This window comes from Slackia exigua ATCC 700122, assembly GCF_000162875.1.
Lineage (GTDB): Bacteria > Actinomycetota > Coriobacteriia > Coriobacteriales > Eggerthellaceae > Slackia > Slackia exigua.
In genome coordinates, this window is the sequence record NZ_GG700631.1 from 31,186 (window position 1) to 47,210 (window position 16,025).

The window sequence follows — 16,025 nt, forward strand, 5'->3', positions numbered from 1 at the left end:
AACGTCGTGCTTCATTTCAACTGAAACTGATTCTTACACGCCTCTCGCTTCTGGTTGGCGCGTCTCCCATTGCCTAACCTCTATTCTTTCTGCATTCTAAAACCAGGTGAAGAGCTCTTTCGGGCTCTTCGACATGAGCTGAAGGAGGGGATTGCATGAAGGTGAGGGAATCGAGCATCAGTCGTCGCAACTTCATGGCGGGAACAGGACTCGCAATCGCGGGGCTTACCGGAGGAGCGCTTATCGGATGCACACCGGCTGACAAAGGGGCGTCTCGAACTGGCGACATGGGTGGAACCGCCGAGGGAGGAAAGAACGCATTCGGTTTGGATGAATCGGTATGGAAGCTCGACGAGATCGGAAGACCGACTGAAACCATCGATGCCGACGTCTGCATCATCGGCGGAGGCGGAACCGGCATGGCTGCCACCATCCAGGGCGCGGAACTGGGTCTGGACGTCGTGCTTCTCGAAAAGGGCAGCAATCTGGGCGGCGCGTTCTCCGCAACCGAGGGAATGTTCGGCGTGGAATCGCATTGGCAGAAAGAAGCAGGCGAAGGCGGTACGGTGGGCGAAGCGGTTCGCCGCTGCGTGAACTATCACCACTACATTCCAAGCACGCAGCTATACTACAACTTCTTCTCCCAAACCGCCGAGACCATCGAATGGTGCGAAGAGCACGACTGCCGCTTCCGCGCGGTCGTCGACTATGGCGGGAATCTAGCCTGGCACGTGTATTACTACGATGAAAACGCGTCGAGCCCTGGCGCATACTTCACGGACAGCCTCATCAAAGCGACCGAGAAGACAAGCGCCAAGATCATCACCGACTGCATAGCGAAGAAGATCCTGATGGAAGACGGCAAGGCCGCAGGTGTCCTCGCTGAAGCGAATGACGGCACCGTGTACCAGGTGAACGCCCCGGTCGTTATGCTCGCATCGGGCGGCTTCCCTAGCAACATGGAGTTCCTGCATGCTATCTCGCCATACACCGTGAATAAGAATCTCGTATCCCTTGGCGCACCCGGGCGCGATGGAGACGGTCTGCGCATGGGCGTAGATGCCGGCGTCATGCTGTCCGAAGGCTATGGAAGCGTCATGTGGTGCGGGCCTGCAGCTATCGGCGCGCTCTGGGCGACCGACGCCTATTCCGCGTCTGTCCAACCTACGCTCTGGGTGAATCAGGATGCCAAGCGTTTCATAGCCGAAGACCTTTGGATCGGTAATTTCGCCGCCGGCGGCATCGCCTGCCGCGACCAGGAACTTACCTACGTCATCTTCCGCGAGAAGGACCTCGCTGCCTGGGAGCAAAACGGCCCATACGGCACCGTGTTCACCTTCGGCACACCGGGTGTCGCCATGGATAAGGCTCGCGAACAGCTCAAAGGCCTCTCCTCGGTACATACCGCGGATACGCTCGAAGAGCTCGCGAAGAGCGTCGGTCTCGATCCGAAGGCGCTCAAGGAGACCGTCGATGAGTACAACAAGTTCTGCAGCGACGGTTCTGATCCCATCTTCGGAAAGGCAGCAGAATACCTGACCCCCATCGATGAGGGGCCGTTCTGGATCCTCGAAGTAGCCGATGGATACTACACCACGGTCGGCGGATTGGAAATCAACGAGAATCTTGAGGCGGTCGACTGGAATCGCAAGGCCATTCCTGGTCTCTATGTGGGCGGATGCGACACCGGTAGCCTATATGGCGATTCCTACGACGTAGCCACCGCACCCGGGTCCCAAGCATCCTGGGCCATCAATTCAGGACGTCTTGCTATGAAGAATGCTGCAACGTACCTCGGTAAATAACCTTAATCTGCGGCGCGGTCCCTATCCTCTCTTCCTGAGATCGCGCTATAGGGAAACGACGGGCCTTCCGATGCTTCGGAAGGCCCGTCGCACGTACACGGACCGCGACGACGCACGCAAGGACAATGGAGATGTTTCCGTTTGAGGAGAAGGTCCTCGGTTCGAACCGATCGCTGCAGGTTTCTGATTGAGGAGCGTTCGTTGTATACCTTTCACCGAAAAGGGATTTTTCTACCCCCCCCCCTCCCCCCCCGTTTCAAGCAGTATACGCTGTACCGCGGTTACATATCACGAGCAGAAGGAGAAGGGGCATTATGGACGGTTTCAGAAGACGGCATGGTCTGCATGCGATCGAGGCGGCGGTCGCCTTGCTTTTCGCGATGCTCGCAACGCTGGCGCTTACGACAGGAAGCGCTTGGGCGGCGGGCGCATCGATGTCGAAAACCGCGACCGAGCTTACCGATGACAATCGTACGAAGATCACGCTTTCCATCCCCTCCGAGGAGGAGCAGCTCGACACCATGGTCGTCTTCGTGCTGGATAAGTCCAGTTTCTCGGATACGAAGGACAAAGCGCTCGAGATGCTCGACGCCCTCAAGGCGCGGGCGGACGCCACAGGCGCGAACATCAAGGTCGGCGTGATCGAATTCAACCGGACCGCGCACCCTTCCGAGGTGCTCGACCTCACGACCCAGTACGACCAGGTTAAAGACCTTTTCACCAAGCAGACCTCGGGCGGCACGAACATGCATGCCGGACTGCTTGCGGCCAAGGAGATGCTCGCCGGCAACGCCGACATCTCCGACAATCGTAAGTACATGGTGCTCGTATCCGATGGGTCGACATATCTATACTGCCCCGATGGCGATTACACGAAGTGCTCCTCGCGCGCCTATGCACCCACCGAAGTCATGGGAGGCTACGCCATCGGCGGGTACTACGACACCGCATATTATCAACCGAGCCTCGCGGAGCACGGCAACATACCGGTACCGACCACGACCGACGCCGCATCATGGGAAGCCTACCTTAACGACGTCGCAGCCCGCGATGCCGCAAGCAACGGCGCGCAGTACGACTTCGCGTGGAAGTACTATGACGAAGATTGGCCGCACAATCTCGACCTGGCGAAACAGACCTACATCAGCATGGTCGAAAAGATTGCCGAGCAGTACCCCGACCCCGCCGGCGCCGATAAACCCGCATACGAAGCCGCGCTCGCCAAGACCGCGTCCAATACGGACATGTCGCGTCTGTACTGCAACCGGGTCTATCAGGAATTAGCGGCCAAGTACAACACGTTTGCGGTCGGTGCGCCGACCCTCAACCCCGACGGCGCCAACGACGTGAAGTTCGTGCAGTACCTCAACGGCGGCGCCTCGGCTTCCTTCGATCAGATAGAAAACGAGATCCTCTATGCCGTAGGCGCAGGATCGCGCATCGACGACTACATGGGCGTGGACTTCGATTTCGTGAACGATCCTGATTCCATGCAGGTCAAAGTCGGAGACGAAACGCTTGCGGCGGAAAAGACCGCCGAAAACGAATACGGCTTCGGCAAAACCGCCTCGGGATACCGGTATCTGCTCAGTTACGTTCCTGGCGAAGACGAGCACTTCACCTTCACGATGAACGAGCCTGTCACCAACTTCGCACGCGTGCAGCTCGTCTATGAAGAGAAGCTCGTGAACGTGCCGACCGAGCCGGGCGATTATACCTTCGAAACCAATGCGAAAGCCGTGCTGCATCCCATGGATTCTGCTGGAACCATGGGACCCGACCGCGAATTCGAGAAGCCGACCGTCAACCTGACGGTCAAGGCCGTCAAGCCGGGCCCCGACCCGACGCCGACGCCCGATCCGGAACAGAAGCCGACGCCTGCGACGAAGACCCCCGTCGCCTCATCCGTTAAGGGAGGCGCCCTGCCCAAGACCGGAGATACGCTTCCTGTCGGCATCCTCGGACTTATCGCTGTGGGATCAGCGGCTGCCATAGGAACCGCCGTGCGCCATCGGAGAAGTTCCGAACGCTAAGCATCGCGTTCAAAGCCTTGCACTCAGCCCGGCCCCGCGAAGCGTGGGGCCGGGTTTTCATTCGGACGGCTTTACTTCCTCTCGTTCCTCAGCGTCGGATGCAGCAGGCATAAGGCGAGACCCGCCACGAGCAGCACGATGACGAGAACGAAAGACGACAAGGGCGCCCAGCCGTAGAGAGATGTTGAAAGCACCGGGGCGATGATGTAAGTCGCACCGTTGTTCGCGCTGATCAGGCCGGCAAGGCCGCCTTGCTCCTCGTGAGCCATGTCCATGGTGGGGCCGGCATTGTACCCGGGCATGGCGAAGCCCACGCCCACGCCTATGGTCACGGCGGCTATCAGAAGCAGCGCCAACGTATTCCCCGCCAGAAACAGCACGCCGCTTATCGACAGCAAAACGAAACCGACGCGAAGAAGTCTGCGCGCCGACCACTTGAGCCGAGGAACCACGACCGCCTGGCACACGATCATGGTCACCGACATGACGATCATGATCAGCGAGGTATAGCCTGCGGTCAGCGTCTCATCGAGCGCCAAACGGTCCTGGACCGCGAAACCGATGGTGGTCTGCAAGGACGAGAAGGCCAGAAACATGAAGAAGCCGACGAGCAGGAAAGGAAAGACGCGCGGATCGAAATAGGATACCTTGGCCGGCTCGTCGACCGCCCTCGCATTCGCGGAGGGCTTAAAGGCCGCCGCGAGCACCGCAAGGGCTACAAGCATCATGAACGGCATGATGCTCAGGGGAAGCATCAGCCCTCCGATCATGGACAGAACGCCGCCGAAGACCGATCCGATCACACCGGAAAGCCCGTTCATGGCTCCTATTCCTCCGACGGCCTTCACTCGATCCTCTTCCGATTCGCATTGTGACACCAGGTACGACTGCGCCGCCGGCAGGACGGCGGAGATGGCCGAGCCGTACAGGATCCCGCGCGTGGCCACCGCGCCGAACACCAGCCAGAAGCCGGCAATCAGGCCGCGGCTGCCCGCATAGGCGACGAGGGCGAACGACCCTAGCGCCAGAAAGCCCAGAAGCATGGCGAATATCAGCACGCGCTTCGGCCCCACCTTTTGAGACCGACGGCCCCAGAACTGGCTGAGCAGCGTGAGCACCAGCGCGGCCATGGAGATGATAGCGCCCACGTGCCATTCCTCGAGACCGATCATACGCGCCAAAGGCGCCAGAATCGGATTGAGCATCATCTGGCCCATGAAAGCCAGCATGACCACAGCGAGCAGAATGCCCGTCTGACCCTTGCCCGTCGCAGAGGACGCGGCCTCGTTCGTACGTTCGTTCATTGGCGTCTATCGCCTTCCTTCCATAAGTAGAACAATGTTCTAGTGTAGTGTATCAGAAGCGAGCGGAAGGAACATCGAAACAGGGGGCGCGATGAGCGAGGAAAAGACGACGGGACGACGGCGGGGTCTCGACGCGAATAAGGTCGCCGAAGCGGCGAAGGGCATGGCCGCCGAGAAGGGCTTCGACGGATGGCGCATGCGCGACCTGGCGAAACGGCTCGATGTAGCCCCATCGGTCATCTACCACTACTTCCCCAACCGAGAAGCCGTCTGCGACGCCGCCATGGAACTCATCGCGCGTGACATCGCGCTTCCGCCAGAAGACCTGGCCTGGAAGGAATGGTTCCTTCAGACGGCACGAAACCTGAGAGCCGTGCTCCTCTCCTACAACGGAGCAGCAGACCGTCTGATGACGAATCGATTCCCCGCCGCCCTCATACCTTTCCTCGACCGATACATGGACAGGCTGCATGAGGCCGGATTCGACACGATGGCGCCTTTCGCCTACGCGATGTCGATCAACGTCGCGCTCGGCGCCATAGCGGGACGCGACCACCGATCCGCAAACGAGCGCAAATCGGCTGTGGACCTCAAGGAGACGCTCGAGCGCATCGAACGCATGGGAGAGGCGTCCGACGGGATGAAGGAGCTTGTAGAGGGTTTCATAGGCCCGCTCGCCGAGCAGGATGCGCAAGGATCAGGCGGAGGAATCAGCGACCGCTACTTCGAACTGCTCATGCGTTCCGTGCTCGACGGCATCGAGGCGACGCTTCCTCGAGAATGAGAAGCGATCTGCCGCATTTCAGAACGTTTGATGCAGCCTCGGATTGGCGCTGATGCGGTCGAACGACTGTTGCCCTTAATGGGCCCGACGTTTTACCGATCCGCGAGAAACCGTTTCCAACGGATTGACGTCAGTCGTCCAGATACGCGCCGGTCTGGCGGCTCCACAGATGGGCGTATTCTCCGCCGTTCTCGATAAGCTCCGCGTGAGGGCCGTCTTCGACCACGTGCCCGCCGTCGAGCACCACGATGCGATCGAGGCTCGCGACCGTCGAGAGGCGATGCGCGACGACGATGCTCGTTCTGCCCTGCATCAGGCGCTCGAGGGCGTCCTGCACGAGCTTCTCGCTTTCCGAATCGAGCGCGCTCGTCGCCTCGTCGAGCACGAGGACCGGGCAGTCGGCCAGCATGGCGCGCGCGATGGCGATACGCTGGCGCTGCCCGCCCGACAACTTCACGCCGCGCTCTCCCGTGACGGTGTCGAAACCCTGCGGCAAGCGCTCGATGAACTCGAGCGCATTCGCCTGGCGCGCTGCCTCGCGGATCTGATCCATCGTGGCATCGGGCCTGCCGTACGCGATGTTTTCGGCGATGCTTCTATGGAAGAGCAACGACTCCTGCGGCACGTAGGCAATCTGGCGGCGGAGGGATTGCTGCGCGATGTCGGCCACGTTCTGGCCGTCCACGAGGATGCGACCCTCCTGGATATCGCTCAGGCGCAGAAGGAGCTTCGTGAGCGTGGTCTTCCCCGCTCCGCTCATGCCGACGAGCCCGACACGCTGACCGGCGGGAATATGCAGGTCGAAGCCATCGAAGACCATGGTCTTCACGCCGCCGTCCGTATACCCGAACGAGAGGTCTTCGAAATCGATGGCGCCCTCGGTCACATGCAGGTCGGGAGCCCCGGGCGCATCCGCCACGAGGCGCGGCTCGTCGAGCACGACGGTCATGCCGCTCGCATCGCCAAACGCGCGGTTGAAGCGCTGCAGGCCGTTATTGATGAAGTTGAACTGGTTCGTGATCGTGTAGGTATAGGTGAACATCATCACGAGCGTGCCCGGAGTGATGCCGTACCATGCGTTTCCTCCCGCGATGAACACTGCGACCACGCTCATGATGACGACCGTGATGCATGCCGTGATGATGCCGCGCGTAAGCGACGCGTTCATGCGCTTGGAGTCGCGCTTGACAACTTCGCGATTCGCCTCGTCGAACAGGTTGCGTTCATAGTCTTCTCGCCCATAGGTCTTGACCGCGAGAATGTTCGCCACCGAATCGGAAAGGTCGCCCGACAGGTTGTTCTGAGCGCCTGCCGCCTGTTCGTTGAGCGAAAGGATCCGCTTGTACATGCGATACGACACGAACGCGTAGACGGCGAGCAGCGCCATGAGCACCGCTACGTACACGGGCACGCGAGGCGCGAGAATCAGGCAGGTGAAGGTCACGGAGCACAGAACCGGCATGAACGGGAAATTCACCGTTTCGATGAGCTGATTGTACGCGCTCATGAATTTGGAAGTCTGGCTGACGAGCGTGCCGCCGAAGCGGTTCGAATGAAACGCCATCGACTGGTTGCACAGCGCATCGAACGACATCGTGGCCAAATCGTAGGACGCGGCGATCTCAAGCTTGTAGAGCGTGTAGTCCTGCAGCTTGCTGGCCGCCTGTCCGACCACGTTGATGGCGACAAGCGCGAAGATATACGGTCCGAAGGTTTCGAAAACCCGATCGGGAGCGACCGTTCCCTCGCTCACGCGGTCGACCACGAGGCTCATCACGTAGGGATTGCCGTAGGAAAGCAAGGCGACGAATGCGAGCGTCGAGCACATGAGCCCGATGAAATATCCGAGATGGTTGCGCGTGACCTGCCAATAGTAATGAAGCGTGCGGCGTGTGAGCGAGGCCGTCCGCGCGGCGCGTGAATCCTTCGCCATGATGAATCCTTCTTCGTCTGCATAGCGTACGAGGCGAACGTACTCGACAACGTGCCGCGACGCCAGATGCGGGCTTCCAACGAACAGGAAATCCATCGAGAAGCGCGCGTACAGGGCGGCTCGGGCGCGCGGACGGAGCAAGCGCTCGCGCAGGCCGTGGATGAAATCGCCGGCCCCCATCACGATGAATGCCGGGTGGCAAGAAGGCTCATCATGCAGGCCGGCGCGCAAAGGAAAAGGGCCCTCCGTTCAAGGAGGGCCCTTTCAAACATCGAAGGAAACGCTGTTTGACAGCTCTTAGGCGTCGTTCCTGTTCTTGCGACGCAGCGCAACGTAGCCGGCGGCACCCGCAGCGAGGGCGGCGCCCATGGGAAGCGCGATATCGGTCGCGTCGCCTGTCTTGGGCATCGTCGCACGACCGGTCTTCTTAGAATCGGAAGACTTGGACTCCTTGTCCATCGCCTTCTTGGATTCCTTGTCCGTCTTAGCCTTGGAAGGCTTGTTCTGAGGATCCTTCTGGTCTCCCGGCTTTCCCGGCTTGGCGGGCTTCGCCGTCGCCTTGAACGTAGCCTTGTAAGTCACGTCACCCGTGACCGGCGCGACTGCGGTGTCCCAGCCGGCGAAGGCATAGGTGTACGTATCGTCTTCGGCCTTTGTAGGCTCAGGCGAGTCGAACGAGGGCGTCGTGCCGTACGGGACGCCGGCATCGGTCTCGATGACGGTGCCGTCTTCGTTCGCCCACGTGACCGTGTACGTCCTCAGCGTGCGGTTGAACGTCGCCTTATAGGTCGCATCGCCCGTGACGGGCGCGATCGGAGCATCCCAGCCGGCGAAGGTGTACGTGTACTGAGCGTCCGCGGCCTTCGTAGGCTCGGCTCCGTCGTAAGACGGCGTCTCGCCGCGCTTCAGGCCCGCATCCACCTCGAGCTCGGTGCCGTCGTCGTTCAGCCACTTGACCGTGTACTTCGCAAGAGGCGTGCTCGTGATGTTGAACGTGACGGTCTTAGTCGTGGGAGCCACCTTGGAGGACTGCCACGTCGCGAACGGAGTGCCCGACGCGTAGTCGTAGCCTACCGTGCCGCCGCTTCCCAGCTTGATGAAGATGCGGTAGTTACCGTTGCCCCTGAGCGCACCGTTGACGGCGGCGAACTCGTAGTTGTAGAACTGATTGGCCGGATGCATCGCCGGACCGTTGTAGTTCATGACGAGGTAGTTGTCCTCGCCGGAAATGGAGAGCGCGACGCTGTCGTACAGCGCGGGCTCGGTGTCCCACTTGAACTTGTCGCCCACATTGGTCGGCACGCCGTTTTCGAACGTCGCTTCGCGCGCGATGACGTTGTTGCTGGCATCGACGCCGAGCATGTAGGTCTTCCCTTCATGCTCGAACATGAGGGCGATGCCCTTCATGCCGGGTTTGAGCGCGTCGGCCTTGGTCCAGACTTCCTGCTCCGCCCCGGTGACGAGCTTCTCGCTCTCCTCGACGGCGTTGTCGAAGTCTGCGAGCGCATCGTTGCCGTCAGCATCGACGAGCGCGAGAACGCGGGCCGTATAGACCTTGGAAGGATCGAGCCCTTCCACGGTGGTGGGGCCACCGTTATAGGCCACCTCGTAGTTCCCGCCGACCTGGTTGCCGCCGTCGTCGAAGAGGCCGACCGTGAGCTTGTAGCCGCTGTAGTCGACCCCAGAGCCGGGAGCGCGCAGGATCATGCGCGTATCCTCGGCCTCCGCGGAAGATGCGGCCGCATCGCCCCAGGCGATGTCGGAGGACGTGACGCCGGTGACAGCGTCGGATTCGATAGCCTTGCCCGCAGGCTCATCGGCATAGGCCATGGCGGCGAACGCCATGGAGATCGCCACTGCAAGCACGGCAGCGGCGGCAGTGTTCTTCACAACATTAGATGCAGACATCCAATCTCCTTATCCCTTGGATCGCGGAAGCGTCCTGGCGCTTTCCTCGGCATGTTTCCTTCATCTAACTGGTTAACTATTGGAAGTTACCATACGCGTACATCGTTTTGTAAGATAAATCCTCACATTTCGGAAAATATCATCGGAGAATACCTGGGTAGCGTATCCCGTACGCATCATATAGGTCGACGACATGACGAGAACCCTGCGAAGAAGGCTCTCTCGGATGGCGAAAACGGGTTGGCCGGGTTGAAACGCCCTCTTACCATACCGTGAAGCTCGATTCGTTTTTTCTTCTATTCATCAGCCTCAACCCATATGATACCAATGGGCTCTTGGCCTTGGTCGCACGAGCATTGCTATGGCATGCCTTTACGCAAGCCATGCAAACGATGCATTCATTGCCGTCGGTTCGAAATTCTTGATCGATGCAGGCTCTAGGGCATTTCTTTATGCATACGCCGCATCGATTGCAGAGCTCTCGCTCGGTTCGAGGGACGGAGAAAAACCTCTTGCCGGTATGCAAGGGCTTCATGTCGGCCACCTGGCCAATGCACGTGCCAAGCAATCGCATATGCTGATCGCATTGCGTCGCATGCGCTCTCTCCAATGCATTCCTAAGATCTTTCCCGAATAAAAAGGCCGTATTGAGGTCGTCCGTATCGGGCCTGCCGATTGCAACGGGAATTTCTCTCGTTGAAAACGAATGCTCCCCAACGAAATCCCCATACCCTATTACTCTGCCGCTCCTCTCTTGTACCAGGGAAACGATCTCGCTCTTCGCACACAAGACGGTTGCATTCCCATACAGGAGACCTATTGCGACGGGTCTGTTATTGAAGTCTATGCACTTGATGTAATTCCTGAAATCCTTGTATAAAAAGCCTCCGTACACAGGAGCCCCTACAAGAACGAGGTCTTCCTTGCCGATGCCGGCATGGCCCTTTCGATCGATTGCATCCCTTTTGGTCAGGTCGATGCAGTCTAATTCCTCTGGACCGATTCCCTTGACTATGCTTTCGATTATCTTTTCGGTCGTTCCTGTAGGAGAAAAGTAAATCGCCTTCACCCTCATATGCACATCTGCCTTTTTCAGTAATCCGCCTTTTCCATATGGCGTAGATATTCGAATGGATCCCTAGGTTCTGGCCGCTCTCTGCTAACTTAGCATCATCTCTGTCTATTTTTTTCCTTATACAAGCATGTCATGGCAAATCAGCCGTTTTCTCCTTCATCCAAGCGAAGGAGAATGTTATGGTTTGCATATACGTAACACCGAAGCGAATACCCCTAAGGAGAAAGATGAAGACGTTCCGCATATGGCTCATGCTAGCGCTATCCGCAACGCTCGCAGCCTTCGCCCTCGCGGCCTGCTCGACGACGAGCGCGGAAGATGCGTCCGATGCCGATGCCCCGGCCGAGGCCACAACCCAGACGCATGACGTGACCGATGTCTACGGACGTACCGCCACCCTTCCCGCAGACGTGAAGAGCGCCGCGACGGTCGGCTCGGGCGCGCGCTTCGTCGTGTACGCAGGCGGCCAAGACAAGCTCGTCGCCGTGACCGAGATGGAAACAGAACCCTCCATGAGCCGTCCCTACACGGTCGTCCACGCCGACCTGTTCGCATCGCTTCCCGCGACAAGCAACGGCAGCCACCTCATGGAAACCAACGTCAACGCCGAACAGATGCTCGAGCTGAACCCCGACGTCATCATCTCGAGCCGCAGCGCCGAGGAATGCGATGCGTTGCAACAGGCCACCGGCATCCCCGTCGTCGGCATCTCCTATCAGAATCAGCTTTTCTCCGACGACGTGTACGCGTCCATCCGCGTGGTCGGCGAGGCGCTCGGCACCTCCGAGCATGCCGAAGCGACCGTGCGCGCGCTCGAAGGTTGGCAGAAGGATCTGGACGGCCGTACCGCGAAGATCGACGACGCCGACCGTCCGAGCGTGTACGTGGGCGCCGTGAACTACAAGGGCGCGAAAAGCTTCTCCGGCAGCTATTGCAACTACGCCCCGCTCAATGCCGTGCACGGCAAGAACGTCGCCGACGAACTCGGCGAGAAGGGCGCCGTCGACGTCGATCTGGAGCAGCTGGGCGCGTGGGACCCCGACGTCATGTTCCTGAACGCCGGCAACATGGACCTCATGAAGAAGGACTACGCCGACAACCAGGCGTTCTTCGACGGCCTTTCCGCCTTCGAGAACGGCCGCCTCTACACCCAGCCCACATACAACATGAACGGGACCAACGTCGAGATGGGCGTCTGCGATGCCTATTTCATCGGCGCGACCCTCTACCCCGAGGCATTCGCCGACGTGGACTTGGAGGCAACGTACTCCGAAATATTCACGACGATGCTCGGCGGCGACTTCCGTCCCGCAATGAAAGACGCCGGCATGGATTTCAAGACGCTTTCCTTCTCCTAGCCTTCTGCGAGGACACCGAGGAAGCGAACGGACTTAGGGCCTTCCCGTCGCCAGGCGTGAAGGCCCTCGAACGTGAGGCACGATGGAAGAAATCAGGCTGCAGCGCGCACGGGGGCGCCTGCGTGCGAAATCGGCATCCGCAGCTCCCGCAGGCGCGGGAGCATATCGTGGATACCTGCGAAAGAAGCGGCTCGCGGTCATCGGCATCGCGATCGCGACCATGGCGATCGCCTGCGCCTCGTTGGGCATGGGGACGATCGCGCTTTCTCCTGCAGACATCCTGAGCGTCATCGTCGGCACGGCCGACGCTCAGACGACCGCCGTCATCGTGAACATGCGCCTGCCCCGCATCCTTACGGCGCTCGTCGCGGGCATCGCGCTTTCGCTTTCGGGCTGCGCATTCCAAAGCGTGCTGCGCAATCCCCTCGCCTCGGCAAGCACGCTCGGCGTCGCCCAGGGCGCAGCGTTCGGAGCATCCGTCGCCATCATCCTGATCGCTGGCGGCGGAGCCTCAGCCTTCGAAGGCGCGACCTCTTCGGTTAATCCCGTCATGACCGCCGCCTGCGCATTCGCGGGCGCCATGCTCTCCACCGCCGTGATCCTCGGGCTCTCGCGCCTGCGCGAGATGACGCCCGAGAGCATCGTGCTCGCCGGCGTGGCGCTGTCGGCGCTGTTCACCGCAGGCACCACCCTCATCCAGTACTTCGCCGAGGATTCCCAGGTGGCAGCTGTGGTCTTCTGGACCTTCGGCGACCTTTCCCGCGTGAATTGGAGCCAGCTCGCCGTGATGGCGATCGTAACCGCCGTAAGCGGGACCTTCTTCCTCGCGCATTCGAGAAGCTTCAACGCCATAGAATCGGGCGAAGGGCTTGCCCACGGGCTCGGCGTGGCCGTGGGACGCACGCGCCTTGCCTGCATGGTCGCGGCTTCGCTTGCCGCAGCATGCGTCATCGCGTTCTGCGGCATCATCAACTTCGTCGGGCTTGTGGCCCCGCATATCACGCGGCGCCTGCTCGGAGCAGACTATCGTTACCTGATGCCCGCCTCGGCGCTCGTCGGCGCGAGCCTGCTGCTTCTGGCCGACATCGCCTGCCATGCCGTGGTCGCGCCGCTCATCCTGCCCATATCGGCCATCACCGCCTTCATCGGTGCCCCTCTGTTCATCTACCTGCTCTTCAAGGGGGTGAGCCGCTGATGCTGGAAGGTCGCGACCTGCGCTTTTCCTACGATGCTGCCCGGCCGCTGCTCCAAGGCGTGGGGATACGCCTTGAACCCGGGGAATTCCTCGCGGTGCTCGGCGTGAACGGAAGCGGGAAGTCGAGCCTGATGAACCTGCTCGTCGACATCATGCGCCCGCAGGAAGGATCGGTGCTGCTGGATGGCACGCCTCTCCCCCGCGTGCAGAGGCGCGAGCGCGCACGCAAGGTGGCCTATGTGGCCCAGCACAGCCATGCGACGCGCCTGAGCGTCTACGACGCAGTGCTGATGGGACGGCATCCCCATATCGACGCTGGACCTTCGAGCGAAGACCACGCCGTCGTGGAAGACGTGCTTGGACGGCTCGGCCTGGCCGACTACGCGCTGCGCTACGTCGACGAACTGTCGGGCGGCGAATACCAGAAGGTCGTCCTGGCACGCGCGTTCGCGCAGCAAACCGACACGCTGCTTCTGGACGAACCCACGAACAACCTGGACCCCGCGAACCAGCACGAGGTGATGCAGGCGATTCGCACGGAGGTCGATCGGCGCCGCATCGCGGCGGCAGCCGTCATGCACGATATCAACCTGGCGCTCCGCTATTGCGACACCTTCCTGTTCATCAAAGACGGGCAGGTGGATGCGCTCGGCGACGCGTCCGTCGTCACGCCTGAACGCATGCTGAGCATCTATGGATTGGAAACGGATATCATCGAACACAGGGGCCGCCGCGTCGTCGTGGCCCTCTGAAAAGAAAGGAATGGTTCTCATGAACAATATCGCTGCATACTTCAATGGACGTGCGGAAGAATGGGCCGGATGCGAGCCCGGTGCAAGCCCCGTCCAAGGAGCCGTGGCCGCCTTGGCCGACTGCGCGGACGGACGCGTGATCGACGCGGGGTGCGGAACGGGCACCATGGTCGCGCATTGCCTGACGGCCGGTGCACGTGAGGTCGTCGGCGTCGACGTGGCCGAAGAGATGGTGGCCCGAGCTCGAAAGCGATTCGCGGATGAAACGCACGTACGTTTCATCGCCTGCGATATCTGCGATGTCGCCGACGAAGAAGGCTTCGATGCCCTCGTCATCTACAACGCCTATCCGCACATGCTCGACAAGCACGCCGTCGTCGAAGCGGCAGCGCGCCTGGTGGTTCCAGGCGGACGTTTCGTTATAGCGCACGGGACGGGTCGCGACGAAATCAACCGGCATCATGCGAAGGAGCACGTATCCGATACCGTGAGCTGCGAGCTTCGCTCCATTGAGGAAGAGATCGAACCCTGGAAGACATATTTCGACATCGACACGATGGTCGATGCGCCCGGTTTCTACGCGTTCGCGGGACGGAGGAAGTAGCTCAGGGCGAATCGGATGCTGCATCGCGAAACCGGCTCAGCTCGCTCAGGCGATGCGCGGCATTCCGCCCTTAGATGCCATGTTCTGAGAGAATCCACGAGTCTTTCGCCTGCACATTCCAGTATTCGAAAGTTCTGAGAATCGCTTCGTGGGCTTCCCTACGTCATGCATCAGGTCAAAAAACCTGAGCCGAGAGGATGCAAACATCTCATTAACATGTAGAGCTGAAGATATTCAAACCGAGAAATCGACTTCGAGAAAATTCTCAGAAGGGGATGCGGACGATTTCTTGGACCGCCTACACGGCGTATCCGAGCTTCCTCCGATACTCGTCCGGGCTCAGCCACCCAAGCGATTCCCTGATCCTGTCCCTCCGGTAGTACTCGAGGTAGGACTCCAGCCTCGCGACGAATCCGTCGACGCTCACGCCGCGCCAGTCGCGGTAGTAGAAGAACTCGTTCTTCAGCCTGCCGAAGAACCCCTCCATCGCGGCGTTGTCGGGCGTGCACCCCTTGCGCGACATGGAGCGCGCCAGCCCGTGCCGCTCGCAGATAGAGACCCATCCCGGCCAGCGGTAGTGGCCGCCGCGATCGGAATGGACGGTCGTCCGCGCGCCCGGGCGCCTCTGGGCGAGCGCCGCGAGCAGGCTCGCGTCCGCGAGGGCCGCGTCGGGCCGCGGGCCCGCGGCCCAGCCGGCGGGCCTGCCGTCGAAGCAGTCCACGACGGCGCTCAGGTAGGCCTTCGAGCCGCACGGCAGGCGGAACTCGGTGATGTCGGTGAGCCACAGCTCGTCGGGGGAGTCGGCGCGGAAGTCGCGCCCGACCAGGTTGGGAGGGGCCTCCGAAATCTCCCCGGCGTAGGAGCTGTAGCGCCTGCGGCGGCGCCTCGCGTAGACGGCCCCGACGCCCTCCTCGCGCATGATGCGGCGCACGACCTTCTCCGAGACGAGGATCCCCCGCCGCCTCAGACGGGCCCATATCACGCGGTAGCCCCAGGCCCGCCTCCCCTCCTCGGACAGGGAACGGACCTCGCGCCTCAGGTCGGCGTACTTGTCGCGCCCGAGCCTCGCCCTGTGGTACTCATAGGAGCTCTTCGATATCCTCAAGAAACCGGTGATCGAGCGGAGGGGCAGGCCGGTCGCCCGCCTCAATCTCTCGCCGAGCTCGCACTTGCTCCTGTTCGAGATCGAAGCCGGGTCCCACCCGCCCGCTTTTAGGTCGGCCAACACCGCCCTGAGCAGCAGGTTCTCTATCTGGGCAGGCTCAAGGCCCGCC

12 protein-coding genes are annotated in these 16,025 nt (G+C 60.8%); 7 read left to right on the top strand and 5 right to left on the bottom strand.

Annotation, left to right across the window (positions count from 1 at the left end; genetic code table 11):
• Positions 1-155: 155 nt before the first annotated feature.
• Both HMPREF0762_RS06305 and HMPREF0762_RS06310 read left to right on the top strand, forming a co-directional pair.
• Positions 156-1,805 (top strand): FAD-dependent oxidoreductase, encoded by a 1,650-nt coding sequence (locus HMPREF0762_RS06305; protein ID WP_040619357.1) that lies wholly within the window; start codon positions 156-158, stop codon positions 1,803-1,805.
• A 314-nt stretch (positions 1,806-2,119) separates the two neighbouring features.
• Positions 2,120-3,838 (top strand): vWA domain-containing protein, encoded by a 1,719-nt coding sequence (locus tag HMPREF0762_RS06310; RefSeq protein WP_006362705.1) that lies wholly within the window; start codon positions 2,120-2,122, stop codon positions 3,836-3,838.
• Between the two features lie 71 nt (positions 3,839-3,909).
• Here the strand turns inward: HMPREF0762_RS06310 and HMPREF0762_RS06315 are convergent, their stop codons facing one another.
• Positions 3,910-5,142, bottom strand: coding sequence for an MFS transporter (locus tag HMPREF0762_RS06315; RefSeq protein ID WP_006362706.1), 1,233 nt, complete (start codon positions 5,140-5,142; stop codon positions 3,910-3,912).
• Positions 5,143-5,233: 91 nt separating this feature from the next.
• Here HMPREF0762_RS06315 and HMPREF0762_RS06320 point away from each other — a divergent pair, with 91 nt between their 5' ends.
• On the top strand, positions 5,234-5,926 hold the full coding sequence (locus tag HMPREF0762_RS06320; protein ID WP_006362707.1) for a TetR/AcrR family transcriptional regulator: 693 nt from the start codon (positions 5,234-5,236) through the stop codon (positions 5,924-5,926).
• 130 nt (positions 5,927-6,056) lie between these two features.
• Here the strand turns inward: HMPREF0762_RS06320 and HMPREF0762_RS06325 are convergent, their stop codons facing one another.
• The 3 genes from HMPREF0762_RS06325 to HMPREF0762_RS06335 form a co-directional block, all read right to left on the bottom strand.
• Positions 6,057-7,859, bottom strand: a complete 1,803-nt coding sequence (locus HMPREF0762_RS06325) for an ABC transporter ATP-binding protein (RefSeq protein ID WP_040619513.1) — start codon at positions 7,857-7,859, stop codon at positions 6,057-6,059.
• A 297-nt stretch (positions 7,860-8,156) separates the two neighbouring features.
• Positions 8,157-9,767 (bottom strand): LPXTG cell wall anchor domain-containing protein, encoded by a 1,611-nt coding sequence (locus HMPREF0762_RS06330; protein WP_006362709.1) that lies wholly within the window; start codon positions 9,765-9,767, stop codon positions 8,157-8,159.
• A 262-nt stretch (positions 9,768-10,029) separates the two neighbouring features.
• Positions 10,030-10,842 carry a flavodoxin domain-containing protein gene (locus tag HMPREF0762_RS06335; protein WP_006362711.1) on the bottom strand — a complete coding sequence of 271 codons (813 nt, stop codon included), beginning with the start codon at positions 10,840-10,842 and terminating at the stop codon, positions 10,030-10,032.
• Between the two features lie 227 nt (positions 10,843-11,069).
• Here HMPREF0762_RS06335 and HMPREF0762_RS06340 point away from each other — a divergent pair, with 227 nt between their 5' ends.
• The 4 genes from HMPREF0762_RS06340 (at position 11,070) to HMPREF0762_RS06355 (ending at position 14,751) form a co-directional block, all read left to right on the top strand.
• Positions 11,070-12,200: an ABC transporter substrate-binding protein gene (locus HMPREF0762_RS06340; protein WP_006362712.1), complete on the top strand. Its 1,131-nt coding sequence runs from the start codon at positions 11,070-11,072 to the stop codon at positions 12,198-12,200.
• Between the two features lie 82 nt (positions 12,201-12,282).
• A complete protein-coding gene (locus tag HMPREF0762_RS06345) occupies positions 12,283-13,395 on the top strand; it encodes a FecCD family ABC transporter permease (protein WP_006362713.1) in 1,113 nt (370 codons plus the stop codon).
• Complete coding sequence (locus HMPREF0762_RS06350) at positions 13,395-14,147, top strand: ABC transporter ATP-binding protein (protein ID WP_006362714.1); 753 nt, start codon at positions 13,395-13,397, stop codon at positions 14,145-14,147. The genes HMPREF0762_RS06345 and HMPREF0762_RS06350 overlap by 1 nt, the downstream gene beginning before the upstream one ends.
• Positions 14,148-14,166: 19 nt before the next feature.
• Positions 14,167-14,751, top strand: coding sequence for a class I SAM-dependent DNA methyltransferase (locus HMPREF0762_RS06355; RefSeq protein ID WP_245935541.1), 585 nt, complete (start codon positions 14,167-14,169; stop codon positions 14,749-14,751).
• Positions 14,752-15,049: 298 nt separating this feature from the next.
• Here HMPREF0762_RS06355 and HMPREF0762_RS06360 read toward each other — a convergent pair.
• A partial coding sequence (locus HMPREF0762_RS06360; protein WP_006362717.1) for an IS3 family transposase occupies positions 15,050-16,025 on the bottom strand: 976 nt, incomplete at its 5' end.